Here is a 25,951-nt window from a genome sequence, read left to right on the forward strand (position 1 = left end):
CTCGCGTAGTCGCCGGCCGGTGCCTTCCCCGAGCTTCGAACCTCGTTCGAGCGGGGGGATGTCCATCCGAACGAACGCACCGGCCGACGGCGGACCCACAGCAGAGACACACCACTGCACGAAGGGGAAGCCATGACAGCGACGACCGACGGAAGCACCGGGGCACTTCCTCCCCGCGCTGCCTCGGCCAGCGAAAGCGAGCACGAGACGACTCCCGAGGCGGCCGGGACAGTCGAGACCCGAGACGCCGCCACGCGCGCCATGGAGCGCGCCACGGACTTCCTGCTCGCGCGGCAGGACGCCCAGGGCTGGTGGAAGGGCGACCTCGAGACGAACGTCACTATGGACGCCGAGGACCTGCTGCTCCGCCAGTTCCTGGGGATCCGTGACGAGCCGACCACCCGCGGCGCGGCGCTGTTCATCCGCGGAGAGCAGCGCGACGACGGCACCTGGGCCTCGTTCTACGGCGGTCCGGGCGAACTGTCCACCACCATCGAGGCGTACGTCGCCCTGCGGCTGGCCGGGGACTCCCCGGACGACGCCCACATGGCGAAGGCGGCCGCGTGGATCCGCGAGCGCGGCGGCATCGCCGCGGCCCGTGTCTTCACCCGGATCTGGCTCGCCCTCTTCGGCTGGTGGAAGTGGGACGACCTCCCCGAACTCCCGCCGGAACTCATCTACCTGCCGAAGTGGATGCCGCTGAACATCTACGACTTCGGGTGCTGGGCGCGGCAGACGATCGTGCCGCTCACCATCGTCTCGGCGAAGCGTCCGGTGCGGCCCGCGCCGTTCCCGCTGGACGAACTGCACACCGAGGTCCGTCGCCCCAACCCGGTCAGGCCCCTCGCCCCCGTGGCCAGTTGGGACGGCTTCTTCCAGCGCCTGGACAAGGTCCTGCACCAGTACCGCAGGGTCGCGCCGCGCGCGCTGCGCAGAGCGGCGATGAACACGGCGGGCCGCTGGATCATCGAGCGCCAGGAGAACGACGGCTGCTGGGGAGGCATCCAGCCTCCGGCCGTCTACTCGGTCATCGCCCTGCACCTGCTCGGCTACGACCTCGAACACCCGGTGATGCGTGAGGGGCTGGCCTCGCTAAACCGTTTCGCCGTGTGGCGCGACGACGGCGCCCGGATGATCGAGGCCTGCCAGTCACCGGTGTGGGACACCTGCCTGGCGACCATCGCGCTGGCCGACGCGGGCGTGCCCGCCGACCACCCGCAACTCGTCAAGGCCGTGGACTGGATGCTCGGGGAGGAGATCGTCCGGCCCGGCGACTGGTCGGTCAAGAGGCCCCAACTCCCGCCGGGCGGGTGGGCGTTCGAGTTCCACAACGACAACTACCCCGACATCGACGACACCGCCGAGGTCGTCCTCGCGCTGCGTCGCGTCCGGCACCACGACCCGGACCGCGTCGAGAACGCCATCGGACGCGGGGTCCGCTGGAATCTCGGCATGCAGTCCAAGGACGGCGGCTGGGGCGCGTTCGACGTCGACAACACCAGCCCCTTCCCCAACCGGCTGCCGTTCTGCGACTTCGGGGAGGTGATCGACCCGCCTTCCGCGGACGTCACGGCGCACGTGGTGGAGATGCTGGCGGTCGAGGGACTCGCGCACGACCCGCGCACCCGCAGGGGCATCGAGTGGCTGCTCTCCCACCAGGAGCCGGACGGCTCCTGGTTCGGGCGCTGGGGCGTCAACTACGTCTACGGAACGGGGTCGGTGGTCCCGGCGCTCGTGGCGGCGGGACTGCCCGGCTCCCACCCGGCGATCCGCCGGGCGGTCGCCTGGCTGGAGTCCGTCCAGAACGAGGACGGCGGCTGGGGCGAGGACCTGCGCTCCTACGACGACACCGCCGGCTGGAGCGGACGCGGCGCCTCGACCGCCTCCCAGACCGGCTGGGCATTGCTCGCCCTGCTGGCCGCGGGGGAGCGCGACTCCAAGGCCACCGAGCGCGGGGTGGTCTGGCTCGCGGAGACCCAGTTGCCCGACGGCACCTGGGACGAGCCGTACTTCACGGGGACCGGCTTCCCGTGGGACTTCTCGATCAACTACCACCTCTACCGCCAGGTCTTCCCGCTCACCGCGCTCGGCCGCTACGTCCACGGCGAGCCCTTCTCCGCGGCCGAGGGGGGCTGATGGACAGGCTGCCGGCCCCGGACCCGCTCCTGATCGCCTGCGCGCTCGGCATCGAGCACCTCGCCCTGCGCCTCGGTGACCGGAGCGGCGCCGGCGGGCCGGTCACCGTGCTGCGTACCGGCATGGGGCCCAGGGCCGCGGACCGGTCGGTCACCCGGGCGCTCGCCGACCCGGCGCTGGCCACGGCGGCCGTGCTGGCCACCGGCTTCTGCGCGGGGCTCGCCCCGGGCATGCACCCCGGTGACCTGGTCGTCGCCGAGGAGACCCGGGACCCGGCCGGCACCACGCCGTGCGTGGGCACCGATCTGCTGGTCAAGGAACTCGCCCGTACCGTGCCGGGCCGCACCGTCCACACGGGGCCGCTCACCGGCTCCGATCACGTGGTCCGCGGTCACGAGCGTTCCGCCCTGTTCGCCACCGGCGCCATCGCCGTCGACATGGAGTCGGCTGCCACGCTGCTCGGCGCCGTCCGTCCGGGCCCCCGTCCCGTTGCGGCCGTCCGGGTGGTCGTGGATGCTCCAGAACATGAACTCGTCCGAATCGGTACGTTCCGCGGTGGAATATCAGCCTTCCGCGTTCTTCGTGCCGTGCTTCCCGCTTTTTTCGAATGGCACCGTTCTTTGTCGCTCCCTCGGAGGTGAGCCGTATGGCCATGCCGCTTCGGCAGTCCATGAAGGTCGCTGCGTACCTGTTTGAACAGAAGCTCCGGAAGCGGGACAAGTTCGCCCTGCTCGTCGAACTGGAGCCGCTCTTCGCGTGCAACCTCGCGTGCGAGGGCTGCGGCAAGATCCAGCACCCCGCCGGTGTGCTCAAGCAGCGCATGCCGGTCGCCCAGGCCGTGGGCGCGGTCCTCGAATCCGGTGCGCCGATGGTGTCCATCGCCGGCGGCGAGCCGCTGATGCACCCTCAGATCGACGAGATCGTACGGCAGTTGGTGGCGAAGAAGAAGTTCGTCTTCCTCTGCACCAACGCGATGCTGATGCGCAAGAAGATGGACAAGTTCAAGCCCTCGCCGTACTTCGCCTGGGCCGTGCACATCGACGGGCTGCGCGAGCGGCACGACGAGTCCGTCGCGAAGGAGGGCGTCTTCGACGAGGCCGTCGAGGCGATCAAGGAGGCCAAGCGGCGCGGCTTCCGGGTCACCACGAACTCGACCTTCTTCAACACCGACACCCCGCAGACCGTCATCGAGGTGCTGAACTACCTCAACGACGACCTCAAGGTCGACGAGATGATGCTCTCGCCCGCCTACGCCTACGAGAAGGCCCCCGACCAGGAGCACTTCCTCGGCGTCCAGCAGACCCGGGAACTGTTCAAGAAGGCCTTCGCCGGCGGCAACCGGCGCCGCTGGAGGCTCAACCAGAGCCCGCTGTTCCTGGACTTCCTGGAGGGCAAGGTCGACTTCCCGTGCACCGCGTGGGCGATCCCGAGCTACTCGCTCTTCGGCTGGCAGCGGCCCTGCTACCTGATGAGCGACGGGTACGTGCAGACGTACAAGCAGCTCCTGGAGGAGACCGACTGGGACTCCTACGGCCGCGGCAAGGACGACCGGTGCGCCAACTGCATGGCGCACTGCGGCTACGAGCCGACCGCGGTCCTCGCCACCATGGGCTCCCTCAAGGAGTCGATCCGCGCCGCCCGCGAGACCTTCACGGAAAGCCGCGGGTGATGTCATGACCGCCGTTTCCCTGGGCCTCCCGGAGGTACCGGTCCGGCCGATCGCGGAGCGCCGCGTCTCGCGGCGGATCCAGGTCGGGCCGGTGGCGGTCGGCGGCGGGGCGCCCGTGTCCGTCCAGTCGATGACGACCACGCGCACGTCGGACATCGGCGCCACGCTCCAGCAGATCGCCGAGCTGACCGCGTCCGGCTGCCAGATCGTGCGGGTCGCCTGTCCCACGCAGGACGACGCCGACGCGCTCGCCACCATCGCCAAGAAGTCCCAGATCCCCGTCATCGCGGACATCCACTTCCAGCCGAAGTACGTGTTCGCCGCGATCGAGGCCGGCTGCGCGGCCGTGCGCGTCAACCCCGGCAACATCAAGCAGTTCGACGACCAGGTCAAGGAGATCGCGCGGGCCGCGAAGGACACCGGCACCCCGATCCGCATCGGCGTCAACGCGGGCTCGCTCGACAAGCGGCTGCTCCAGAAGTACGGCAAGGCGACGCCCGAGGCGCTGGTGGAGTCCGCGCTGTGGGAGGCCTCCCTCTTCGAGGAGCACGACTTCCACGACATCAAGATCTCGGTCAAGCACAACGACCCGGTCGTGATGGTCAACGCCTACCGTCAGCTCGCCGCCGCCTGCGACTATCCGCTGCACCTCGGTGTCACCGAGGCCGGTCCCGCCTTCCAGGGCACCATCAAGTCGGCCGTCGCCTTCGGCGCCCTGCTCTCCGAGGGCATCGGCGACACCATCCGGGTCTCGCTGAGCGCGCCGCCCGCGGAGGAGGTCAAGGTCGGCATCCAGATCCTGGAGTCGCTCGGACTGCGGCAGCGGCGTCTGGAGATCGTCTCCTGCCCGTCCTGCGGCCGCGCCCAGGTCGACGTGTACAAGCTGGCCGACGAGGTCACGGCCGGTCTGGAGGGCATGGAGGTGCCGCTCCGCGTCGCCGTCATGGGCTGTGTCGTCAACGGTCCCGGCGAGGCCCGCGAGGCCGACCTGGGCGTCGCCTCCGGCAACGGCAAGGGGCAGATCTTCGTCAAGGGCGAGGTCATCAAGACCGTCCCCGAGTCGAAGATCGTGGAGACCCTCATCGACGAGGCGATGAAGCTCGCCGAACAGATGGAGAACGACGGCGTCGCGTCCGGGGAACCGGCCGTCACCGTGAGCTGATCAGCACGGACCGAGAGGGGGCCCGACGTGACGATTCTGGAGAACATCCGGGGACCACGCGACCTGAAGGCGCTGTCCGAGGCGGAAATCGGTGAACTGGCCGAAGAGGTGAGGGAGTTCCTGGTGCACGCGGTCGCCAGGACCGGAGGCCACCTCGGACCCAACCTGGGAGTGGTGGAGCTGTCCATCGCCCTCCACCGGGTCTTCGAGTCACCGGTCGACCGCATCCTGTGGGACACCGGCCATCAGAGCTACGTGCACAAGATGCTGACGGGACGTCAGGACTTCTCCAAGCTGCGCGGCAAGGGCGGCCTGTCCGGCTATCCCTCCCGCGAGGAGTCCGAGCACGACGTCATCGAGAACAGCCACGCCTCCACGGCGCTCGGCTGGGCGGACGGGCTCGCCAAGGCCCGGCAGGTGCAGGGCGGGAAGGGCCACGTCGTCGCGGTCATCGGCGACGGCGCGCTGACCGGCGGCATGGCGTGGGAGGCGCTGAACAACATCGCCGCGGCCAAGGACCGGCCGCTGATCATCGTCGTCAACGACAACGAACGCTCGTACGCCCCCACCATCGGCGGGCTCGCGAACCACCTCGCGACCCTGCGGACGACCGACAGCTACGAGCAGGTGCTCGCCTGGGGCAAGAAGGTCCTGCTGCGCACCCCCCTGGTCGGCAACACCGTCTACGAGTCGCTGCACGGCGCGAAGAAGGGCTTCAAGGACGCCTTCGCGCCGCAGGGCATGTTCGAGGACCTCGGGCTCAAGTACGTGGGCCCGATCGACGGGCACGACGTCGGAGCGGTGGAGTCCGCGCTGCGCCGCGCCAAGCGCTTCCACGGCCCGGTGCTCATCCACTGTCTGACGGAGAAGGGGCGCGGCTACGAACCGGCGATCGCGCACGAGGAGGACCACTTCCACACCGTCGGGGTGATGAACCCGCTCACCTGCGAACCCCTCACACCCTCCAACGGGCCCTCCTGGACCTCGGTGTTCGGCGACGAGATCGTCAGGATCGGCGAGGAGCGGGCGGACGTCGTGGCCATCACGGCGGCCATGCTGCATCCGGTCGGGCTGGGGAAGTTCGCCGAGAGATTCCCCGACCGGGTGTGGGACGTCGGCATCGCCGAGCAGCACGCCACGGTCTCCGCGGCCGGACTCGCGACCGGCGGTCTGCATCCCGTCGTCGCGGTGTACGCGACCTTCCTCAACCGCGCCTTCGACCAGCTCCTCATGGACGTCGCCCTGCACCGCTGCGGGGTGACCTTCGTCCTCGACCGGGCCGGGGTCACCGGGGTCGACGGCGCCTCGCACAACGGCATGTGGGACATGTCGATCCTCCAGGTCGTGCCCGGCCTCAGGATCGCCGCGCCGCGCGACGCCGACCAGCTGAAGGCCCAGCTGCGGGAGGCGGTCGCCGTGGACGACGCGCCGACCTTGATCCGCTTCCCCAAGGAGTCGGTCGGGCCGGTGGTCCCCGCGGTGGACCGGGTCGGCGGGCTCGACGTCCTGCACCGCGGCGAGCGCCCCGAGGTCCTGCTCGTCGCGGTCGGCGTGATGGCCCCGGTCTGCCTCCAGGCCGCCGACCTGCTGGAGTCCCGTGGCGTCGGCTGCACCGTCGTCGACCCGCGGTGGGTCAAGCCCGTCGACCCGGAGCTGCCCCGCCTCGCCGCCGGGCACCGGCTCGTCGCCGTCGTCGAGGACAACAGCCGGGCCTCGGGCGTCGGCGCCGCCGTCGCGCTGGCCCTCGGGGACGCCGAGGTCGACGTGCCCGTACGGCGGTTCGGCATCCCCGAGCAGTTCCTCGCCCATGCCAAGCGGTCCGAGGTGCTCGCCGACATCGGGCTCACGCCCGTGGAGATCGCCGGCCGGATCAGCGCCGCCCTGGCCGTCCGGGACGAGCGGGCCAAGGCCGACCACGAGCCGTCAGGGGCCGCCGACCGGCCGGCCGAGGAAGAGCCGTCCAAGGAGAAACAGGAATGACCGACCCTGCCCCGAAGGGCGAGTTCGACCTCGGCGCGCTCCTCGCCGAGCGCGGAGCCGAGCGCTACGAGCTGCACACGAAGTACCTGAACCACCAGCTCCCGCGCATGCTGCACACCATCGGCTTCGACAAGGTCTACGAGCGGGCCGAGGGCGCCCACTTCTGGGACGCGGACGGCAACGACTACCTCGACATGCTCGCCGGCTTCGGGGTGATGGGCCTCGGCCGCCACCACCCCGTCGTCCGGCAGGCGCTCCACGACGTCCTCGACGCCTCGCTCGCCGACCTCACCCGCTTCGACTGCCAGCCGCTGCCCGGACTGCTGGCCGAGAAGCTGCTCACCCACAGCCCGCACCTGGACCGGGTGTTCTTCGGCAACAGCGGCACGGAGGCGGTCGAGACCGCGCTGAAGTTCGCCCGGTACGCCACGGGCAGGCCGAGGGTCCTGTACTGCTCGCACGCCTTCCACGGGCTGACCACCGGCTCCCTGTCGGTCAACGGCGAGGACGGCTTCCGCGACGGCTTCGCCCCCCTGCTGCCCGACACGGCCGTGCCGCTCGGCGACCTCGACGCCCTGGCGAGGGAGCTGAGGAAGGGCGACGTCGCCGCGCTCATCGTGGAGCCGATCCAGGGCAAGGGCGTCCACGAGTCCCCGCCCGGATATCTGCGCGCCGCCCAGGAACTCCTGCACCGGCACAAGGCCCTGCTCATCGCGGACGAGGTGCAGACCGGTCTCGGCCGCACCGGGGACTTCTACGCCTACCAGCACGAGGACGGCGTCGAACCGGATCTGGTGTGCGTGGCCAAGGCACTCTCCGGCGGCTACGTCCCGGTGGGCGCGACCATCGGAAAGGACTGGATCTTCAAGAAGGTCTACTCCTCCATGGACCGCGTGCTCGTGCACTCGGCGAGCTTCGGCTCCAACGCGCAGGCCATGGCGGCGGGCCTCGCCGTGCTCTCCGTGATGGAGGACGAGCAGACCGTCGCCCACGCGCGGATCACCGGTGAACTGCTGAAGTCCAGGCTGACGGCCCTGGTCGACCGGTACGAGCTGCTCAGCGAGGTGCGCGGCCGGGGTCTGATGATCGGCATCGAGTTCGGCCGGCCCGCGTCGCTCAAACTGCGCAGTCGCTGGACCATGCTCCAGGCCGCGCGCAAGGGTCTGTTCGCGCAGATGGTCGTCGTGCCGCTGCTCCAGCGGCACCGGATCCTCACCCAGGTCTCCGGAGACCACCTGGAGGTGATCAAGCTGATCCCGCCGCTGGTCGTCGACGAGCGGGACGTCGACCGGTTCGTGGAGGCCTTCACCGCGGTGATGGAGGATGCGCACAACGGCGGCGGGCTGATGTGGGACTTCGGGAAGACGCTGGTGAAGCAGGCGGTGGCGAACCGCTGAGAGCCGCGCGCGGCGGTGGCCCGCGGAGGACGGACCCCGTCGGACGTGCCGTGCGCACCGAGACTTTTGCCTCCGGGGCAAGAAAATTGCCCCGGGGGTAATTGTTTGGCTCAATGGTCCCATGAGCCCTGCCGAACCGGGGGCGGCCGACGAGCCGTCCGCCGAGCTGCACGCCGTGGCGCCCCGGCTCCGTGCCCTGCGCCGCAGCGCCTCCCTCACGCTGGAGGCCGCCGCCCGCGCCGCCGGGCTCTCGCCCGCCCACCTCTCCCGTCTGGAGACCGGGCAGCGCCAGCCCTCGCTGCCGATGCTGCTCACGCTGGCCCGCGTCTACGGTACGACGGTCTCCGAACTGCTCGGCGAGGCGGTCCCCGACCGTGACGCGATCGTACGGGCCGCCGACATGGAGCCGGCCCCGGCGGGCGGCTGGACCTACTGGCAGGCGGGCTCCGCGGGCCGCGGGATGCAGGCGCTGCGCGTGCGCGTCCCGTACGGATCGCAGGGCGACATCGTGCGTGTCCATCCGGGCGAGGAGTGGCTGTACGTCCTCCAGGGGCGGCTCAGCCTGCGCCTCGGGGACACCGCGCACGTCCTCGCGCCGGGGGACAGCGCCCATTTCGACTCGCTGACCCCGCACCGTATCGCCGCCGCCGAGCGCGGCGGAGCCGAGCTCCTCTTCGTGCACACCCTGTTGCAGAGTCCCGTCGCCGCGCTGTGCCTCGGCACGGCGACGGGCCACCCCACCCCGGGAGAGACGTCATGACCGAACCCACGCAGCCCCGCCGGTCCATGGAGGACAGGTTCCCGCGCGCCCTGTGGGTGCGGCTGATCATCTACGTCGCCGTCGGCCACCTCTTCGCGGCCTTCATCTACCTGCTCTTCACGCTGGGCGCGCAGAACCAGTAGAGCCCGGCCCCGGCGCGCGGCTCAGTCCAGGAGCCGCGCGCGCAGGCGTTCCCGCAGCTCCGGCGTCAGCCCCAGCCCCTGCTCCAGGTAGGCCTCGACGCCGCCCCAGGTGGCCTCGATCGTCTCGAACGCGGCCGTCAGGTACTCGGCGCGCGCGTCGAACAGCGGGCTGAGCAGTTCCATCACCTCGGGGGAGTAGGCGCCGGACGAGGAACCGTTGCGGTGGACCTTGTAACGGCGGTGCGTGGCGTTCGACTCCAGGTAGTCGGCCACGATCGCCTCGCGCTCGACGCCGAGGGCGAGCAGGGTGACCGCGATGGACAGCCCGGCGCGGTCCTTGCCCGCCGCGCAGTGCATCAGCGCGGGCACGCTGTCGTCGGCCAGGGCGTGCAGCACCTGGGAGTGCTCGGCCGTGCGCTCCTCGATGATCCTGCGGTAGGAGTTGATCATCCGGTTCGCGGCCTTGCCGTCGCCGAGGATCCCGCGAAGCTGGTCGATCTCGCCGTCGCGGACCATCTTCCAGAACTCGCTGCCGTCCGCCGGGTCGCTCAGCGGGAGGTTCACGTTCCGCACGCCCGGCAGTTCGACGTCGGGGCCCTCCAGCTTCTGGTCCGCCGCATTGCGGAAGTCGAAGATCGTGTGGAGTCCCAGGGAGGCGAGGAACGCGGCGTCCTCCTCCGTGGCGTGCGCGAGGTGACCACTGCGGAACAGCTGCCCGTAGCGCACGCGCCGGCCGTCCACGGTGGGCAGTCCGCCCACGTCGCGGAAGTTGCGCACTCCGCCGAGCTCGGGCTCGGTCGACGGGATCTGCTGCGTCACGGGGGGCTCCTCCCATTCGGCCGTCGGCGTCACCGGGCTGGAGTCGGCGCCGCTCGTCGGCAGTTGTACCGGCTCGCGCTCTCGACGATACGACATGGGTTCCTCGGGCAATGAGTTGTCCACAGGCACCGGCCTCGGACGGGACGCGCCTGGTGACACCGTTCCGGAGACACATGTAATCGAATTTGCGTTCGAGTTGACCGAGTGCCCGATCGCGGAGCCGGGTCAGGTGGGTGTCGTGGGTGAATCACGCGGAAATGGGGCATTGGGGGGTGCCGTTTCAGGTGTCGCTCCACATGAAAAGTCGAATGCGCCGGATATCCATCCCTGTCGCATCTGACTGTTCTGTCCGAATAAGCACCTTCGTTACAACTGGCCCTGGAATAAGGGGCCCTGGGGCGAGTCGCGTGAGGAGCGTCATATTCGTGACGATGCGTTGCCGTCCTCGCTTCTCGACGTGCCGGTGTTTCCAGGCGAGTTGAGATGTCCGGAAGATCCTCGTTCCACGGAGGGTGACGGTTATCTCCGCATGGATCAAGAAAGACGAGCGCACAGAAACCGCACATAGTTGTCGACGCGCTCTCATCTCGCCTACGTTCTGCCTCAATCCGGACGGACGCCCAATCCTGCCGCCGCCCGGAATCCGCACACTCACCCGTACACGGCAGGAGCGGGGGACCCACAGGTTCCGTGCCTGGTCCGGTTCCCGGAACAGGCTTGGGGTACAGCCGCGCAGCAGCGCGGCCGGGCATCTCCAGCCCGCACCCGACAGCTCACCCCGCAGGCGCCGGAGAGGAATTCGCCATGCCCGCGAAGGGTAAGCATCGCCGTCCCAAGTCCCCTCGTTTCAGCCGCTCGATCGCCGTGGCCGGAACCGGTGGCGCCGCACTCGCGCTGCCCCTGATGGGAGCCACGGGCGCCCACGCCGCGACCCAGGCGACCGCCGTCGCGCACCACGTCGAGAAGGCCCCGGCCACCGCCCCCGCCAAGAAGGCGGCCCCGGCCACCACGACGAAGACCTACGCGGTGAGGTCCGGCGACTACCTCTCGAAGATCGCCGACGAGCAGAACGTCAGCGGCGGCTGGAAGAAGATCTACTCGGACAACCGCTCCGCCATCGGCGAGGACCCGTCGCTGATCCACCCCGGTCTGAAGCTGTCGCTCGGCGGGAAGGCCGCCCCGGCCGCCCACTCCGCCACGCACGCGTCCGCCAAGGCGACCACCTCGGCGAAGCCCGACCGGGCGACCACCGAGGCGAAGCCCGCTCAGGCGACCCCGGCCACCGACACGGCCGCGTCCGACTCCGCTTCCGCCAACGGCTCTTCCGGCTACACTCTGCCGGTCGCCGCCAGCTCCGTCGGCACCGGCTACAAGGTGGCGGGCAGCATGTGGTCCAGCGGTTACCACACGGGCGTGGACTTCGTGATCCCGACCGGCACCACGCTCAAGTCCATCGCCGCGGGCACCGTCGTCTCCGCGGGCTGGGGCGGCGCCTACGGCAACCAGGTCGTCATCCAGCACGCCGACGGCAAGTACTCCCAGTACGCCCACATGTCGTCGCTGTCCGTCTCCGCCGGGCAGACCGTGACCGAGGGGCAGCAGATAGGTCTCTCCGGCGCGACCGGCAACGTGACCGGACCGCACCTGCACTTCGAGATCCGCACCACGCCGGACTACGGCTCCGACGTCGACCCGGTCGCGTACCTGCGCTCGCACGGTGTCGCGGTGGGCTGACCCCCGCTCCTCCTGCTCCTGACGGCAGGAAGATCTCCGAAGGCCGGACCCCGCGATCCCCCGGGTCCGGCCTTCGGTGGTCCCGTGGCGCGGGTTTCTGGGTGATCGCTGCCTCAACATCCCTGATGCGAGCCTTATTCCAGAGTTGACCAATGCTTGGCGAGTGGCTTATCTCACCGTCAGTCAACCCTTCCCTACGGTCGCGTAGCTCACATCGAAAGGTGAATCATGGCTCGATGTGGCAGACGATTCGAAGAGTGACAACAGATCAGTGATCGGGTCGTACGTGGCGGTGGGGGACAGCTTCACCGAGGGCGTCGGCGACCCTGGGCCCGACGGGGCGTTCGTCGGCTGGGCCGACCGGTTCGCCGTACTTCTCGCGGACCGCAGGCCCGAAGGCGATTTCGACTACACCAATCTCGCGGTGCGCGGCAAACTGCTCGACCAGATCGTCGAGACCCAGCTCCAGCGGGCCAAGGAACTCGGCCCGGACCTGGTCTCGTTCTGCGCCGGTGGCAACGACATCATCCGTCCCGGCACCGATCCCGACGAGGTCGCGGAGCGCTTCGAGCGCGCGGTCGCCGACCTCACCTCCGCCGTCGGCACCGTCATGGTGACCACCGGCTTCGACACCCGTGGCGTCCCCGTGCTCAAGCATCTGCGCGGCAAGATCGCCACCTACAACGGACACGTGCGGGCCATCGCGGACCGCTACGGCTGTCCCGTGCTCGACCTCTGGTCGCTGAAGACGGTCCAGGACCGCCGGGCCTGGGACGGCGACCGGTTGCACCTCTCGCCCGAGGGGCACACCCGGGTGGCGCTCCGTGCCGGACAGGTGCTCGGCCTCGAGGTCCCCGCCGACCCGGACCAGCCCTGGCCGCCCCTCCCGCCGCGCGGCACGCTGGAGGTGCGCCGCGACAACATCCAGTGGGCGCGCGAATACCTGGTTCCGTGGATCGGACGCCGGCTGCGCGGCGAGTCCTCGGGCGATCACATCTCGGCCAAGGGCGCCCTCTCGCCGGACGACATCAAGCTGCGCATCGAGTCGGTGGCCTGAGAGTGCCCTGAGGCGGGACCGGCCCGGTCGGTCGTGCTGGGAGCGCTGGTCGCTCCGGCGAGATCCGGGACGACCGTTCTTGCGGCGGTCCACGGAACCGACAGTGGACGAAGCGGAGCGCGGGGGCCGGACGCCGTACCCCCGCGCTCTCGTGTCCCTAGCGCACCGCGGCCATCAACGCCTCGCGCTCCAGCCCCAGTTCGCGGGCGAGGGCCTCGTCCACCCACTCCTGGGTCCGCGCCCGCGAGACCGCTCCGGAGTACGCCGTCATCTGGACGGCCAGTCCGTCCAGCAGCGCCGTGAGCCTGAGGACCGCACCCGCCGGGTCCGGGCAGCGGAACTCGTCGGCGGCCACCCCCTCCGCGATCACCTCGGTCATCGCGGCCTTCCACTGCCGGTCGAGATCACGGGTGACCTCGCGCAGCGCGGGCTCGCGCAGGGCGACCGCCCAGCCCTCGATCCACAGGCGCCAGCCCTTCGCCTGCCCCGTCGGGGCGTACCAGCGCACGGCGGCCCGAAGGCGCCGCAGCGCCGTGGTGCGGCGGCCCAGCAGCTTGCGCAGATGGGCGAGGTCGTCCTCGGCGGCGTAGGTGAACGCGGCGGCGACCAGCTTCTCCTTCGTCGAGAAGTGGTACAGCACCAGCGCGTTGCTCACGCCGAGGGCCGAGGCCACGTCGGCGATCCTCACCGCCGCCACGCCCCGCGCCTCGATCTGTTCGACGGCGGCCCGCAGCAACTCCTCGCGCCGCTCCGCCACGCTCAACCGGACTCTCGCCACGCGGCAACCCTACACAGCCCTTTCGGGGGAGGCCCGGTGACGGCCGACGTCTTTCCCGGCGTCCAGGGCCCGTCCGGTCCGCCCCCGGCGAGGACGGCCCCGCCCGCCGTCAGTCGACGAACTGGTAGTCGGCCTTGATGCGGCCCTCCCCGTCCAGGACGAGGAACTCCAGCCCACCGCCCGTGACCCGCCCCTCCCCGGTGTGGAAGGACTCCCAGCGGAACGTGATCACGTCGTCCAGCCTGCGGGCGGACTCCCGGATCCTGAAGACGTACGTCCCGGGCGCCACGAACTCCTCGTAGGCACGCGTCACGCGCGCGTGCAGCTCGGCGTGCCCCCGGGCCTCCAGCACGGCGGTGCCGAAGCCGAGGGACACCGCCCTGTCGTGCATCTCCTGCGGGGGACGCAGGAGATGCACGCCGTCCTCGGCCCACAGCTCCCGCACGGTCTCGCGGCGGACCGCGGGGTCGGGTTCGTTCCAGACGCCGATGTAGTGCTCGATCAGGTCCTGCGCGTCGATGGCGGACATGATGCTCCTCGTGCGGGTCGGTGCGCGCTCTCGCGCGGTTCCTGTGACGTCACCGACTCTGCTCCGGCCCGGCCCGCTCCTCAATTCCCGCCGGGGAATCGCCGTACCCCGCGCGGTTCCCCTCCCGGAGCGGACGCCCGGTGACCCCGCCCCTCAGCGGTACCAGCCGAACCGCTCCGCGATGACCGGCAGCCGGTCGGTGACGATGGCGTGGGCGGCGGCCCGCGGGGTCGTCCCGTCGGCCTCCGCGCGCGCGAGCGTCCGGTCGATCAGGGCGCGCATGGAGCGCCGGGTGTGGGCGAACGCCTCGTCCGCGTCGGCGCCGATGTCGCCGAACAGGGTCCACCACCACCAGGCGTTCGTACCGGAGTTGACCACGACGTCCGGCAGGACGGTGACCCCGCGTGCCGCGAGCAGCCGTTCCGCGTCCTCCAGGACGGGCATGTTGGCCGCCTCGACGATCCAACGGGCCTTGATCTCCCGCTGGTTCGCCGTGTCGATCGCGTACGAGACCGCGGCGGGCACCAGCACCTCCGCGTCGACGGACAGCCAGGCGTCACCGGGGAGTTCGCGGTCGGCCGGGCGCAGCACCGCGCGGTCGACCGTTCCGTACGCGTCCCGTGCCGCGAGCAGCGCCTCGACGTCGAGGCCGTCCGGGTTCACGACGGTTCCCTTGACGTCGGCGACGGCCACGATCCTGAGTCCCGCGCGCGCGAGGAAGCGCGCGGTGGCCCCGCCCATGGTGCCGAGCCCCTGCACGGAGACACGCGTTCCCGCGTACGGCGTCCCGGCCCGGTCCAGGGCGGCGAGCACCGACTCGGCGACCCCGCAGCCGCCGACCAGCTCGTCGAGGCCGATGCCGTCCACCTCGACCGCGAAGGCGTCCGCGAGCCGTTTCCGGGCCGCCGCCTCGTCGTCGAGCAGCGGGTACACGGCCTGGATGGAGGAGACGAGGCCGGCCTCCTCGGCGGCCCGGTCGACCAGGTCCTGGCTGAGCCCGAGGTCCTCGCCGGTGGTCCAGAAGGACTCGATGTAGGGACGCATGGCGCGCAGGTAGCGCACCAGCAGGCCGTACGCGTCCGGGTCCTGGGGGTCACAGTCGATCCCGCCCTTGGCGCCGCCCAGCGGGACGTACCGGCCCTCCGGGTTGTAGTGCAGGGCTTCCTTCATGGTCATGCCGCGGGCGAGCCCGGCGACCTCCTCCAGCGTGCAGCCGGGCCGCATCCGCAGACCGCCGCTGGAGACGCCCCGTACGAGCCGGTCGACGACGAGGAACCCCGGACGGCCGGTGACGTGGTCCGTCCAGGTGAGCGTCATCAGAGGGGCGGCGGTCATGGGGTCTCCTCGGGGACGGCGATCAGGGTGGGGCCGGGGGTGCGCAGTGCCTCGGCGAGCGCGGCGCTCAGCTCGTCCGGGCCGTACGCGTGCGTGCCCTGTCCTCCGTAGGCGCGGGCCAGGGCGGGCAGGTCGACCGGAGCGAGGTCGACGGCCATGGGCGTGTCGCCCCGGGCCGCCATCTCGTCGCGGATCTCCCCGTAGCCGCCGTTGTCGAAGACCACGACGGGCAGCGGGAGGCGGAGCTGTGCCGCGGTCGCCAGTTCCTGCACGGTGAACTGGAGGCCGCCGTCCCCGCTGAGCGCCACCACCTCGCGGCCGGGGCACGCCGCCTTGGCTCCGATCGCCGCGGGCAGAGCGTAGCCGAGCGTGCCGTAGCCGGTCGGATGAAGATAGCGGCCCGCGGGTCCGAGCGGGAGGTGGGGAAGCGCCCCGTAGTAGCAGCACCGGGCGCTGTCCGAGGTGATCACGGCGTCCTCGGGGAGGACGGAACGGATCGCCCGCAGGTACGGGATCCAGCGGGCGTCGCGCTCGGCGGTCCCGGCGTTCCGCGCGGCCCGCAGCGCTCCGGCGCGCCGGACGGGGTCCTCGCCGGGCACGCGCGCGTGCCGGGGTGTGCCGCCGGGCTCCCGTACCGCGGCGAGCAGGGCCGTCAGGGAGAGCCGCGCGTCACCGACGACGGCGACGTCCGCGGCGAGGCCCGCGTACATCTGGTCCGGGTCCAGGTCCACGCGGACCAGCGTGCCGTTCAGGGCGGGCGGCGCGGACCAGAAGTCGGACTCGGCGAGTTCGGTGCCCACGGCGAGCACGGTGTCGCAGTCCGCGAGCCAGTTCCGGACCGGGGGACTGTGCAGCGACACGCCGAGGGCCAGCGGATGGGTCTCCGGGACGATCCCCTTGCCGTTGGCCGTGGTGAGGACGGGAGCGCCCAGTTCCTCGGCGAGGGCCAAGGCCGGGGCGGCCGCGCCGCGCGCTCCGCCGCCGAGCACGAGTGCCGGACGGCGCGCCTCGAGCAGCGCCTCGGCGGCCCGCTCCAGGGCGGGGGTGGCCGGGGCGGGGGGAGCGACGGGAGGGGCGACGCGGACGGGGCCGGTCTCCTCGACGGCCTCCAGCAGATCGAGCGGGACCTCGATGTGCGCGGGCCGCGGCCGGCCGGTGCGGAAGAGGGTGAAGGCGCGTGCCACCGCCGCGTCGATCTCGGCGACCGAGGACACGCGGTGGCTGAACGCGGCCACGCCCCGCAGGGCCTCGGTCTGACTGCGCGTCTCGTGCAGCAGGCCGGTGGCGAGCCGTGGGTGGCGCAGGGGCGTGCCGGGGGAGACGACGAGCAGCGGCACGCTGTCCGAGTAGGCCTGGCCGACGGCGGCCGCCGCGTTCAGCAGGGCGGGTCCGGTCGTGGTGATCACGACACCCGGGCGTCCGGTCACGCGCGCGTAGCCGTCGGCGGCGTACCCGGCGCCCTGTTCGTGGCGCGTCAGGACGTGCCGGATGCCGTACGCGGACAGGTGGCGGTAGATCTCCAGGTTGTGCGTACCGGGGATGCCGAAGACCCGGGTCACGGCGTGTCCGGACAGCGCGCGGACGAGGGCCTCGCCGCCGGTGAGCGTCTCGCCCATCACAGGCTCCGCGTGACGGCGCGCCGCACGGTGCCCGAGACGCCCTCGGCCGGTGCCGGTGCCGGTGCCGGTGCCGGTTCGGCAGGGAGGTCGGACACGGTGTCTCCAGACGTGGACGGGCCGGTACGGCCGCCGGGCCGCCGGGACGAATACCTGACTACTGAATCATGAGTCAGTATCGGAATGAGTGCCGGGTCATGTCAACGCACCGGATCGACCGTCGTCGGAGGCGCCGGGGCGGCCGGGTGCGACGGGCCGGACCCGGCCCGCGGGACCGGCCCGCACCCGGAGGACGGCCGTCCCGGGACGACCCGTCGGCGGTCGCCGGGGGTGCGGGGCGCGGTGGCGCCCGGAGGAGCCCGCCCGGCGCGGAAGAAGCGGGGGTGCGGCGGGGTTGAGTGGTTACGGGCCCGGGCCGCGGACGTCGTGCCGTGACCGGGCGCCCCGGTGTTGCCGGGGGCGACGACCATAATGAAAGCCTGACCGACTCCATCTGGAGGTATCCGTGACCGGTTTCCGTACCCTGAGCTCCGGGCTCCGCGCGCTGCGGCCCGCCGCCTTCGGCGCGGATCCGGCCGGTGCGCGCATGCGGCGCATCCGCAACTCGCCGAACTTCGCGGACGGAGTCTTCCAGAACCCGGAGACCGCCCGTACCCGCCCCGACGGCTCGATGGTGGAGTTCGCCAAGGTCTACTTCCGCAGGGAGGAGCGCGCCCACCGCTCCCCGGCCGGGACCGTGCCGGTGCACGCGACGACACTCGCCGACCTGGCCAGGCCCGCCGCGACCGGACTGCGGCTCACCTGGATGGGGCACTCCAGCGTCCTCGCCGAGATCGACGGCCACCGTGTGCTGTTCGACCCGGTCTGGGGCGAGCGCTGCTCCCCGTTCGCCTTCGCCGGCCCCAGGCGCCTGCACCCGGTGCCCCTGCCGCTGGCCGCGCTCGGCCCGGTCGACGTCGTGGTGATCTCGCACGACCACTACGACCACCTCGACATGCCCACGATCAAGGCGCTGGGCGGAACGGACACGGTGTTCGCCGTGCCGCTCGGCGTCGGAGCCCATCTGGAGCACTGGGGCATCTCGGCCGGCCGCATCCGCGAGCTGGACTGGAACGAGTCGACCCGGGTCGGCGGGATCACCCTGACGGCGACACCGGCACGCCACTTCTGCGGGCGCGGTCTGCGCAACACCCAGCACACCCTCTGGGCCTCCTGGGTCGCCGAGGGCGACGAGCACCGCGTCTACCACAGCGGTGACACCGGCTACTTCCAGGGCTTCAAGGAGATCGGTGCCGCCCACGGACCGTTCGACGCCACGATGATCCAGATCGGTGCGTACAGTGACTTCTGGCCCGACATCCACATGACGCCCCAGGAGGGGATGCGCTCCCACCTGGACCTCCAGGGCGGGCGGCCCGCCGGGGTGATGCTGCCGATCCACTGGGGGACGTTCAACCTCTCCACCCACGCCTGGGCCGACCCGGGCGAGGGCACGCTGGCCGCCGCCCGCGCGGTGGGCGCGCGCGTCGCGCTGCCCCGCCCCGGTGAGCCCTTCGAACCCACGGCCGAGACCGTTCCCTCCGAGCCCTGGTGGCGTGGTGCGGCCCGTGCGCCGAAGGGCGGCTGGCCGACCTTCGAGGAGGCCGTCGCCGACACGCCGGGTGACATCGCCGACGGCTCGACGGAGGACACCGGAGAGCCCGAGGCGGTGCCCGCGGGCTGATCCGCCGATCCCTGGCGAGGGCCGGAGAGCGAAACGCTCTCCGGCCCTCGCTGTTTGCCTGTGACCACTTCTGACCAGCTCCGATCGGATCCGGAGCCTGGCGTGAACGCGCGCCCGGCGGTGTTATCGGTCAGTCGTGCGACGCCTCATACCAGAGCGGGACGCCACCTGGGGGAGTTTGTCAACAGCCCACCGCACATGATGCGTTGGCGACTACTGTCAGTTGCCGACGGGCGACGCAGGGCCGTTTTTTTCGGCTCTCTCGACCGGCACCGCGATGGCACACGCCCGAGTCGCGCAGACCCGCGGGAGCTCCGTGCCCCCGACGCATCCAGTACGAGGACGCAGATGTCTCACCTCCGCGCACCGGCCGCACGCGCAGACCGCCGTGAGGGCGGGCGGCACGGTCGGCCGGCCCCCCGCGCCACCCTCGCACCCCCCGAGACGCATCTGCGGCCACAGCTGCTGCGCCTCGCGGTCCTGCCGCCGACCGCCGTGGCCCTCAGCGCGTGCGCCGCCGTACTGTTCACCGTCCGCTCCACCGGCGCCCGGCCCGGCCCCGTCCTGTGGGCCGTCCTCGCCGGGGCGGCGGGCGTGGCCCTGGCCGGCATCCTGATCGCCGCCGTCGCCGCCGACCGCGCCGCCACGTCCGTACGGGAACGCATAGGAGCCCTGCGCCGTACGAGCGCCCGCACCGAGACCGATCTGCTCGCCGTCGTCGAGGGGCTGCGCCGCGGCGAGGACCCGCCCGCGCGCAGGACGCGCCGCCGCCTTCCCGCGGACGCCGACGACTTCGAACTGCTCGCCGCCGACCTCTCCCGCGCCCACGACGGCGCCGTCGCGGCCGTCGTGCAGGCCTCGCAGCTCTCCAGCCAGGCGGGCAGCGAACAGAAGGTCGAGGTCTTCGTCAACCTGGCCCGACGGCTTCAGTCCCTCGTGCACCGCGAGATCTCCATCCTCGACGACCTGGAGAACGAGATCGAGGACCCGGACCTCCTCAAGGGCCTCTTCCACGTCGACCACCTGGCCACCCGCATCAGACGCCACGCCGAGAACCTGGCCGTGCTCGGCGGCGCCGTCTCGCGCCGCCAGTGGAGCAACCCCGTCTCCATGACCGAGGTGCTGCGCTCCGCGATCGCCGAGGTCGAGCAGTACTCACGGGTCAAGCTGGTGCCCCCGACCGAGGGCACCCTGCGCGGTCACGCGGTCGCCGACGTCATCCACCTGCTCGCCGAACTCGTCGAGAACGCCACCTTGTTCTCCGCCCCGCACACCCAGGTGCTGCTGCGCGTCGACCACGTCACCTCGGGACTGGCCATCGAGGTGGAGGACCGGGGACTCGGCATGCAGGCGGCCGAACAGGACCGGATGAACGCCCTGCTCGCCGACCCGGACCAGGTCAACGTCGCCGGTCTGCTCCAGGACGGGCGCATCGGCCTGTTCGTGGTCTCGCAGCTCGCCCGTCGGCACGGCATCCACGTACGGCTCCAGAGCAACATCTACGGCGGGGTCCAGGCCGTACTCGTGGTCCCGCAGGGGCTGTTGGGCTCACGGCCGGATCCCGTCGAGGACGGCGGCGCGACGCAGGCGCCGCAGCACGGCACGGACGCCGGTCACCGGCCGGCCCTCGGCCCCGGGGCCACGCGGCCGCCGTCGGCGCAGGTCCCGGTGTTTCCCGGTGGCCGTCCGACGGCCCCCGTGCCCCGGCAGTCGCCGCGTGAGCCGGTGCCCGAGCGGACGCGGGGGACGCGGACGCCTCCGCTTGTCGCGCCGGGCACGTCGGCCGGGGGGCACGGCGACGCCACGCCGCTCCCGGTGCGCGGCGCCCACGCCGAGCGGCCCAACCCGGCCGAGGCCGTACCCGGGATCCGCCCTGAGGACCGGTTCGCCGCCGCCGAGAACACGGCCATGCCGCCCGCACCGCGCGCCGGTGTGGTGCGCGGCACCATGGGCAAGCCCAACCTGCCCAAGCGGCGCGCCCAGGAGCACATCGTCCCGCAACTGCGCGAAGGACAGGCGCCCCGCCCGGACCCGGAGCACCTCGTCGGGCACGACCCGGGTCTCATGGCGGCGTTCCAGCGCGGGATCGGGCTCGCGGAGGCCGCCCACGCGGAGCCGGGGGGCCGGGAGCGCCCGGAGCCGCCCCGGGGCCCGTCGGCGACGGCCGGGCAGGCCGCCCCGGCCTCGTTCCCGGACCGGGCACGGCTGGAGGCGCCCCGTGGCGACGGCACGGCCCGGGTCCGCGGGGAACTGCCCGCGGGCATCTCCGTCGGCGGCCTCCTGGACGTCCCCCAGGGAGACGGCACACCGGCGGCCCGCCCGGACGCGGCCCGCCCGGCACACGCGCAGGCACCCCAGGGGGTCCACGACCCCGCGCCCGGCCCCGGCCCCGACCACACCGTCCGGCACGACGGGAGCACACCCGCCGGATGACGACCTCCACCCCCCTCCCCACCGCTCCCGCAGACCTTCGTACCTCAAGGAGTCGATCCCCCATGGCGAGCGATGCGCCGACCGGCCACGTGTCCGATCTCGACTGGCTGATGAGCGGCCTGGTCCAGCGCGTACCCCACACCACGAGCGCGGTGCTGCTCTCCAGCGACGGGCTCGTGAAGGCGGTCCACGGCCTCGACCCGGACAGCGCCGACCACATGGCGGCGCTCGCCTGCGGCCTCTACGCCCTCGGGCGCAGCGCGGGCGTGCGTTTCGGGGACGGCGGCGAGGTGCGCCAGGTCGTGGTCGAACTCGACTCGACCCTGCTGTTCGTCTCCACGGCGGGCTCCGGCACCTGTCTCGCCGTGCTCGCGGGCCGCGAGGCGGACGCGGCCGTCCTCGGCTACGAGATGGCGATGCTGGTCAAGAGCGTCCGGCCCTACCTGGTCACCCCGCCCCGGCAGCACGCCGCCGAACCGCCGGCGATGAGGTCTTGAAGGGGGCCGCGGCCGGCGACGGGCCCTGGCTCGACGACGCGGCGGGACGCCTGGTGCGCCCCTACACCGTCAGCGGCGGCCGGACCCGGCCGAGCACCACGCTCGACCTCATCTCCCAGGTCATGGCCACGGGAGCCACACCCCTCGGTCACCTCGGCCCCGAACACGGCCAGGCGCTCGAACGCTGCCGGGTGCCCGTCTCCGTCGCGGAGGTCGCCGCCCATCTGAAGCTGCCGGCGGCGGTCACCAAGGTGCTGCTGTCGGACCTCGTCGACTGCGGGGCGCTGACCACGAAGCCCCCTCGGTTCCACCACAACCCCACTGACCGATCCCTTCTGGAGGCAGTGCTCGATGGATTACGACGGCAGCTCTGACCCCTTCCCCACCGCGCTGAAGATCCTGGTGGCGGGAGGGTTCGGCGTCGGCAAGACGACGTTCGTCGGCGCGGTGAGCGAGATCGCGCCGCTCAGCACGGAGGAACTGCTGACCACGGTCAGCGCCTCGACCGACAGGCTCGACGGGATCGAGAACAAGGTCGAGACGACCGTGGCGATGGACTTCGGCCGCATAACCCTGGACGCGGAACACGTGCTCTACCTGTTCGGCACACCCGGGCAGGAGCGGTTCTGGTTCATGTGGGACGAGCTCTCCGACGGCGCGCTCGGCGCGGTGATCCTCGCCGACACGCGGCGCCTGGAGGACTGCTTCGCGGCCGTCGACTTCTTCGAACAGCGCGGTCTCGCGTTCATCGTCGCGGTCAACGAGTTCGACGGCTCGTACCGCTACGACCCGGCCGAGGTGCGGGCGGCCATCGACCTCGACCCCCGGATCCCCGTCGTGTGCTGCGACGCCCGGATCTCCAGCTCGGGGGTGCAGACCCTGCTCACCCTGGTCCGTCACCTCCTCGCCCACGCGCCCGCCCACTCCCCGAGTCATGGAGCCCGTACATGAGTCACGAGCCGCGGCCGGCCGGTCGTCTGCTGCTGACACCCCAGGACAAGGACGCTCCGGCCCGGGTGCGGCGGCTGCGCGGGCTGGGTCTCGGGGAGCGCTCCGAGCCCGCCCTCGACGCCTTCGCGGACCGCCTCGCGCACGTCGCCTCGGCGCCGTACTCGATGGTCAACTTCATCGACGAGCGACAGCAGTTCTTCGCGGGTCTGCACACCCCGGACGGCGGTGCCAGGGGCACCGGTCCCATGGCCGGCACGGCCGGGAACGAGCTCGAGCCGAGCCGTTACATGGCCCGGGACCACGGTTTCTGCCCGCACGTGGTGGTGCGCCGCAAGGCGCTCGTCCTGGAGGACGTCCGCGACTACCCGCGCTTCGCCGGGAACCCGGTCGTCGACGGGTTCGGCGTCCGTTCCTACCTCGGCGCCCCCCTGCTCGACCGCAGCGGCATCGCCCTCGGCACGATCTGCGTCGTGGACGTCCGGCCGCGCCCGTGGGGAAGGGCGGGCCTGGAGACCATCAAGGCGATGGCGGCCGAGCTGGCGGGGCAGCTCGAACGGCGGGAAGAGGTCCACGGGATCTGACGACGCGCCGGGGCGCGGGTGCGGACTTGTCGGCCGCCCGGGACCCATCCTTTGACTTATGCCGGGATCCATCCTTGAGGTGTGCGACGAGCCCCCGTGGAACGGGGGTCACGCATGTCCGCGTAGCCGTACCTGATGCCACCGCCCCTCCTCACCTCTCACCCCTCCGTCCCGCCCGGCCGCCCCGCCGACCCGGCGACCTGCCCCGGACGGAGCGGGGGACGCGGGCGTGAAGGAAAGCTGGGGCCGCGCTTAAGAAATCCTCGATGGACCCAGGGCACCGTCGTACGGCAGATTCCTGGGTGAATTCACCCCTCTCCCCGGTACGGGTCCGCTTCGGCGTGCCCGCTCCCGGGCCGCACGCACAGGAGCCGTACGAGTGAAGGCGCTGGTCAAGGAGAAGGCGGAGCCCGGACTCTGGCTCAAGGACGTCCCGGAGCCCGAGGCCGGACCCGGCGACGTGCTGATCAAGGTCCTCAGGACCGGGATCTGCGGCACCGACCTGCACATCCGCAACTGGGACGGCTGGGCGCAGCAGACCATCAAGACGCCCCTCGTGCTCGGCCACGAGTTCGTCGGCGAGGTCGTCGAGACCGGCCGCGACGTCGCCGACATCAACGTCGGCGACCGTGTCAGCGGCGAGGGCCACCTGGTCTGCGGCAAGTGCCGCAACTGTCTCGCCGGACGCCGTCACCTCTGCCGGGCCACCGTCGGCCTCGGCGTCGGCCGTGACGGCGCGTTCGCCGAGTACGTCGTGCTGCCCGCCTCCAACGTGTGGGTGCACCGCGTCCCGGTCGACCTCGACGTCGCCGCGATCTTCGACCCGTTCGGCAACGCCGTCCACACCGCGCTGTCCTTCCCGCTGGTAGGCGAGGACGTCCTGATCACGGGCGCCGGCCCGATCGGCCTGATGGCCGCCGCCGTGGCCCGTCACGCGGGTGCCCGCAACGTCGTCATCACCGACGTCAGCGAGGAGCGCCTGGAGCTGGCCCGCAAGATCGGTGTCAGCCTCGCCCTCAACGTCGCGGGCTCGACGATCGCCGACGGACAGCGGAAGCTCGGCCTGCGCGAGGGCTTCGACATCGGTCTGGAGATGTCCGGCCGCCCCGAGGCGATGCGCGACATGATCGCCAACATGACCCACGGCGGGCGGATCGCGATGCTGGGTCTGCCGTCCCAGGAGTTCCCGGTCGACTGGGCCCGGATCGTGACCTCGATGATCACGATCAAGGGCATCTACGGCCGTGAGATGTTCGAGACCTGGTACGCGATGTCGGTCCTCCTGGAGAGCGGCCTCGACCTCATGCCCGTGATCACCGGCCGCTACGGGTTCCGGGACTACGAGGCGGCGTTCGACGACGCGGCCGGCGGCCGCGGCGGCAAGGTCATTCTCGACTGGACCCTCTGAGGACTTAAGGAACTGATGATGTTCGACTCCGTCCGTGACGACCTGCGCACCACCCTCGACGAGATCCGCGCCGCCGGGCTGCACAAGCCCGAGCGGGTCATCGGCACCCCGCAGTCCGCGACCGTGAACGTCACCGCGGGCGGCCGCCCCGGTGAGGTCCTCAACTTCTGCGCGAACAACTACCTCGGTCTCGCCGACCACCCCGAGGTCGTCGCCGCCGCCCACGCGGCGCTCGACCGCTGGGGCTACGGCATGGCCTCCGTGCGCTTCATCTGCGGTACGCAGGAGGTGCACAAGGAGCTGGAGGCGCGCCTGTCCGCGTTCCTCGGCCAGGAGGACACGATCCTCTACTCCTCCTGCTTCGACGCCAACGGCGGTGTCTTCGAGACCCTCCTCGGCGCCGAGGACGCGGTCATCTCCGACGCCCTCAACCACGCCTCGATCATCGACGGCATCCGGCTGTCCAAGGCGCGCCGCTTCCGGTACGCCAACCGGGACATGGCCGACCTGGAGGCCCAGCTCAAGGAGGCCTCCGGCGCGCGCCGCCGTCTGATCGTCACCGACGGCGTGTTCTCGATGGACGGCTACGTCGCCCCGCTCCAGGAGATCTGCGACCTCGCCGAGCGTTACGACGCGATGGTCATGGTCGACGACTCGCACGCCGTGGGCTTCGTCGGCCCCGGTGGCCGCGGCACCCCCGAACTGCACGGGGTCATGGACCGCGTCGACATCATCACCGGCACCCTCGGCAAGGCCCTCGGCGGAGCCTCCGGCGGTTATGTCGCGGCCCGCGCCGAGATCGTGGCCCTGCTGCGCCAGCGCTCCCGTCCGTACCTCTTCTCGAACACGCTCGCCCCGGTGATCGCCGCGGCCTCCCTGAAGGTCCTCGACCTGCTGGAGTCCGCCGACGACCTGCGGGTGCGGCTGCGGGAGAACACGGCGCTGTTCCGCTCCCGGATGACCGAGGAGGGCTTCGACGTCCTCCCCGGCGACCACGCCATCGCCCCCGTCATGATCGGTGACGCCTCCGTCGCCGGCCGCATGGCGGAGCTGCTCCTGGAGCGTGGCGTGTACGTGATCGGCTTCTCGTACCCGGTCGTCCCGCAGGGGCAGGCCCGCATCCGGGTCCAGCTGTCCGCGGGGCACTCCACCGAGGACGTGAACCGGGCCGTGGACGCCTTCGTGACGGCGCGGGCGGAACTCGCCGCCTGACGGCGGACGCGCCCCTCGCGACGGGGGCGCA

At 71.7% G+C, this 25,951-nt stretch carries 23 protein-coding genes and 1 riboswitch; of the genes, 18 read left to right on the plus strand and 5 right to left on the minus strand.

Annotated elements, in window-relative coordinates:
• Positions 1-132 precede the first annotated feature (132 nt).
• From shc to CW362_RS10110, 8 genes are all read left to right on the plus strand, one after another.
• Positions 133-2,136, plus strand: a complete 2,004-nt coding sequence (gene shc / locus CW362_RS10075) for a squalene--hopene cyclase (RefSeq protein WP_103549048.1) — start codon at positions 133-135, stop codon at positions 2,134-2,136.
• Positions 2,136-2,777: a phosphorylase family protein gene (locus CW362_RS10080; RefSeq protein WP_103549049.1), complete on the plus strand. Its 642-nt coding sequence runs from the start codon at positions 2,136-2,138 to the stop codon at positions 2,775-2,777. Before shc ends, CW362_RS10080 begins: the two co-directional genes overlap by 1 nt.
• A 5-nt stretch (positions 2,778-2,782) precedes the next feature.
• Complete coding sequence (gene hpnH / locus CW362_RS10085) at positions 2,783-3,805, plus strand: adenosyl-hopene transferase HpnH (protein WP_103549050.1); 1,023 nt, start codon at positions 2,783-2,785, stop codon at positions 3,803-3,805.
• A gap of 4 nt (positions 3,806-3,809) precedes the next feature.
• On the plus strand, positions 3,810-4,967 hold the full coding sequence (gene ispG / locus CW362_RS10090) for a flavodoxin-dependent (E)-4-hydroxy-3-methylbut-2-enyl-diphosphate synthase (RefSeq protein ID WP_103549051.1): 1,158 nt from the start codon (positions 3,810-3,812) through the stop codon (positions 4,965-4,967).
• Between the two features lie 27 nt (positions 4,968-4,994).
• Entirely contained in the window at positions 4,995-6,947 is a 1,953-nt protein-coding gene (gene dxs / locus CW362_RS10095; protein WP_103549052.1) for a 1-deoxy-D-xylulose-5-phosphate synthase, read from the plus strand.
• A complete protein-coding gene (locus tag CW362_RS10100) occupies positions 6,944-8,344 on the plus strand; it encodes an aspartate aminotransferase family protein (protein ID WP_103549053.1) in 1,401 nt (466 codons plus the stop codon). The genes dxs and CW362_RS10100 overlap by 4 nt, the downstream gene beginning before the upstream one ends.
• A gap of 121 nt (positions 8,345-8,465) precedes the next feature.
• On the plus strand, positions 8,466-9,104 hold the full coding sequence (locus tag CW362_RS10105; protein WP_103549054.1) for a helix-turn-helix domain-containing protein: 639 nt from the start codon (positions 8,466-8,468) through the stop codon (positions 9,102-9,104).
• A 26-nt stretch (positions 9,105-9,130) separates the two neighbouring features.
• Complete coding sequence (locus tag CW362_RS10110; protein ID WP_037618597.1) at positions 9,131-9,247, plus strand: DUF6126 family protein; 117 nt, start codon at positions 9,131-9,133, stop codon at positions 9,245-9,247.
• Positions 9,248-9,268: 21 nt separating this feature from the next.
• On the opposite strand, the gene CW362_RS10115 is transcribed toward CW362_RS10110, so the two are convergent.
• Positions 9,269-10,066, minus strand: a complete 798-nt coding sequence (locus CW362_RS10115) for a tyrosine-protein phosphatase (RefSeq protein ID WP_103549055.1) — start codon at positions 10,064-10,066, stop codon at positions 9,269-9,271.
• A gap of 642 nt (positions 10,067-10,708) precedes the next feature.
• Positions 10,709-10,866: riboswitch (cyclic di-AMP (ydaO/yuaA leader) on the plus strand.
• A gap of 4 nt (positions 10,867-10,870) precedes the next feature.
• Between CW362_RS10115 and CW362_RS10120 the strand changes: the two genes are divergently transcribed.
• Positions 10,871-11,800: a M23 family metallopeptidase gene (locus tag CW362_RS10120; protein ID WP_103549056.1), complete on the plus strand. Its 930-nt coding sequence runs from the start codon at positions 10,871-10,873 to the stop codon at positions 11,798-11,800.
• 271 nt (positions 11,801-12,071) lie between these two features.
• Positions 12,072-12,857, plus strand: coding sequence for an SGNH/GDSL hydrolase family protein (locus CW362_RS10125; protein WP_103549057.1), 786 nt, complete (start codon positions 12,072-12,074; stop codon positions 12,855-12,857).
• Between the two features lie 157 nt (positions 12,858-13,014).
• Here CW362_RS10125 and CW362_RS10130 read toward each other — a convergent pair whose 3' ends face one another.
• The 4 genes from CW362_RS10130 to CW362_RS10145 form a co-directional block, all read right to left on the minus strand.
• A complete protein-coding gene (locus CW362_RS10130) occupies positions 13,015-13,635 on the minus strand; it encodes a TetR/AcrR family transcriptional regulator (protein ID WP_103549058.1) in 621 nt (206 codons plus the stop codon).
• Positions 13,636-13,744: 109 nt separating this feature from the next.
• The gene (locus CW362_RS10135; RefSeq protein ID WP_103549059.1) at positions 13,745-14,164 is read right to left on the minus strand and encodes a hypothetical protein; all 420 of its coding nucleotides are present in this window, start codon (positions 14,162-14,164) and stop codon (positions 13,745-13,747) included.
• Between the two features lie 153 nt (positions 14,165-14,317).
• Positions 14,318-15,499, minus strand: a complete 1,182-nt coding sequence (locus CW362_RS10140) for a glutamate dehydrogenase (RefSeq protein ID WP_103549060.1) — start codon at positions 15,497-15,499, stop codon at positions 14,318-14,320.
• On the minus strand, positions 15,496-17,115 hold the full coding sequence (locus CW362_RS10145; protein WP_103549061.1) for a 5-guanidino-2-oxopentanoate decarboxylase: 1,620 nt from the start codon (positions 17,113-17,115) through the stop codon (positions 15,496-15,498). Before CW362_RS10145 ends, CW362_RS10140 begins: the two co-directional genes overlap by 4 nt.
• 505 nt (positions 17,116-17,620) lie before the next feature.
• Here CW362_RS10145 and CW362_RS10150 point away from each other — a divergent pair.
• From CW362_RS10150 to CW362_RS10185, 8 genes are all read left to right on the plus strand, one after another.
• Positions 17,621-18,838, plus strand: coding sequence for an MBL fold metallo-hydrolase (locus tag CW362_RS10150; RefSeq protein ID WP_103549062.1), 1,218 nt, complete (start codon positions 17,621-17,623; stop codon positions 18,836-18,838).
• Between the two features lie 348 nt (positions 18,839-19,186).
• Positions 19,187-21,271: a sensor histidine kinase gene (locus CW362_RS10155; protein ID WP_103549063.1), complete on the plus strand. Its 2,085-nt coding sequence runs from the start codon at positions 19,187-19,189 to the stop codon at positions 21,269-21,271.
• A gap of 62 nt (positions 21,272-21,333) precedes the next feature.
• A complete protein-coding gene (locus tag CW362_RS10160; protein ID WP_103549064.1) occupies positions 21,334-21,768 on the plus strand; it encodes a roadblock/LC7 domain-containing protein in 435 nt (144 codons plus the stop codon).
• Entirely contained in the window at positions 21,765-22,142 is a 378-nt protein-coding gene (locus CW362_RS10165; protein WP_103549065.1) for a DUF742 domain-containing protein, read from the plus strand. The genes CW362_RS10160 and CW362_RS10165 overlap by 4 nt, the downstream gene beginning before the upstream one ends.
• Positions 22,120-22,719 carry a GTP-binding protein gene (locus tag CW362_RS10170; RefSeq protein WP_103549066.1) on the plus strand — a complete coding sequence of 200 codons (600 nt, stop codon included), beginning with the start codon at positions 22,120-22,122 and terminating at the stop codon, positions 22,717-22,719. Before CW362_RS10165 ends, CW362_RS10170 begins: the two co-directional genes overlap by 23 nt.
• The gene (locus tag CW362_RS10175; RefSeq protein ID WP_103549067.1) at positions 22,716-23,300 is read left to right on the plus strand and encodes a GAF domain-containing protein; all 585 of its coding nucleotides are present in this window, start codon (positions 22,716-22,718) and stop codon (positions 23,298-23,300) included. Before CW362_RS10170 ends, CW362_RS10175 begins: the two co-directional genes overlap by 4 nt.
• Before the next feature lie 379 nt (positions 23,301-23,679).
• Entirely contained in the window at positions 23,680-24,708 is a 1,029-nt protein-coding gene (gene tdh, locus CW362_RS10180; RefSeq protein WP_103549068.1) for an L-threonine 3-dehydrogenase, read from the plus strand.
• Positions 24,709-24,726: 18 nt separating this feature from the next.
• Positions 24,727-25,920, plus strand: a complete 1,194-nt coding sequence (locus CW362_RS10185; RefSeq protein WP_103549125.1) for a glycine C-acetyltransferase — start codon at positions 24,727-24,729, stop codon at positions 25,918-25,920.
• Positions 25,921-25,951 lie beyond the last annotated feature (31 nt).

This window comes from Streptomyces populi (assembly GCF_002911015.1).
Lineage (GTDB): Bacteria > Actinomycetota > Actinomycetes > Streptomycetales > Streptomycetaceae > Streptomyces > Streptomyces populi.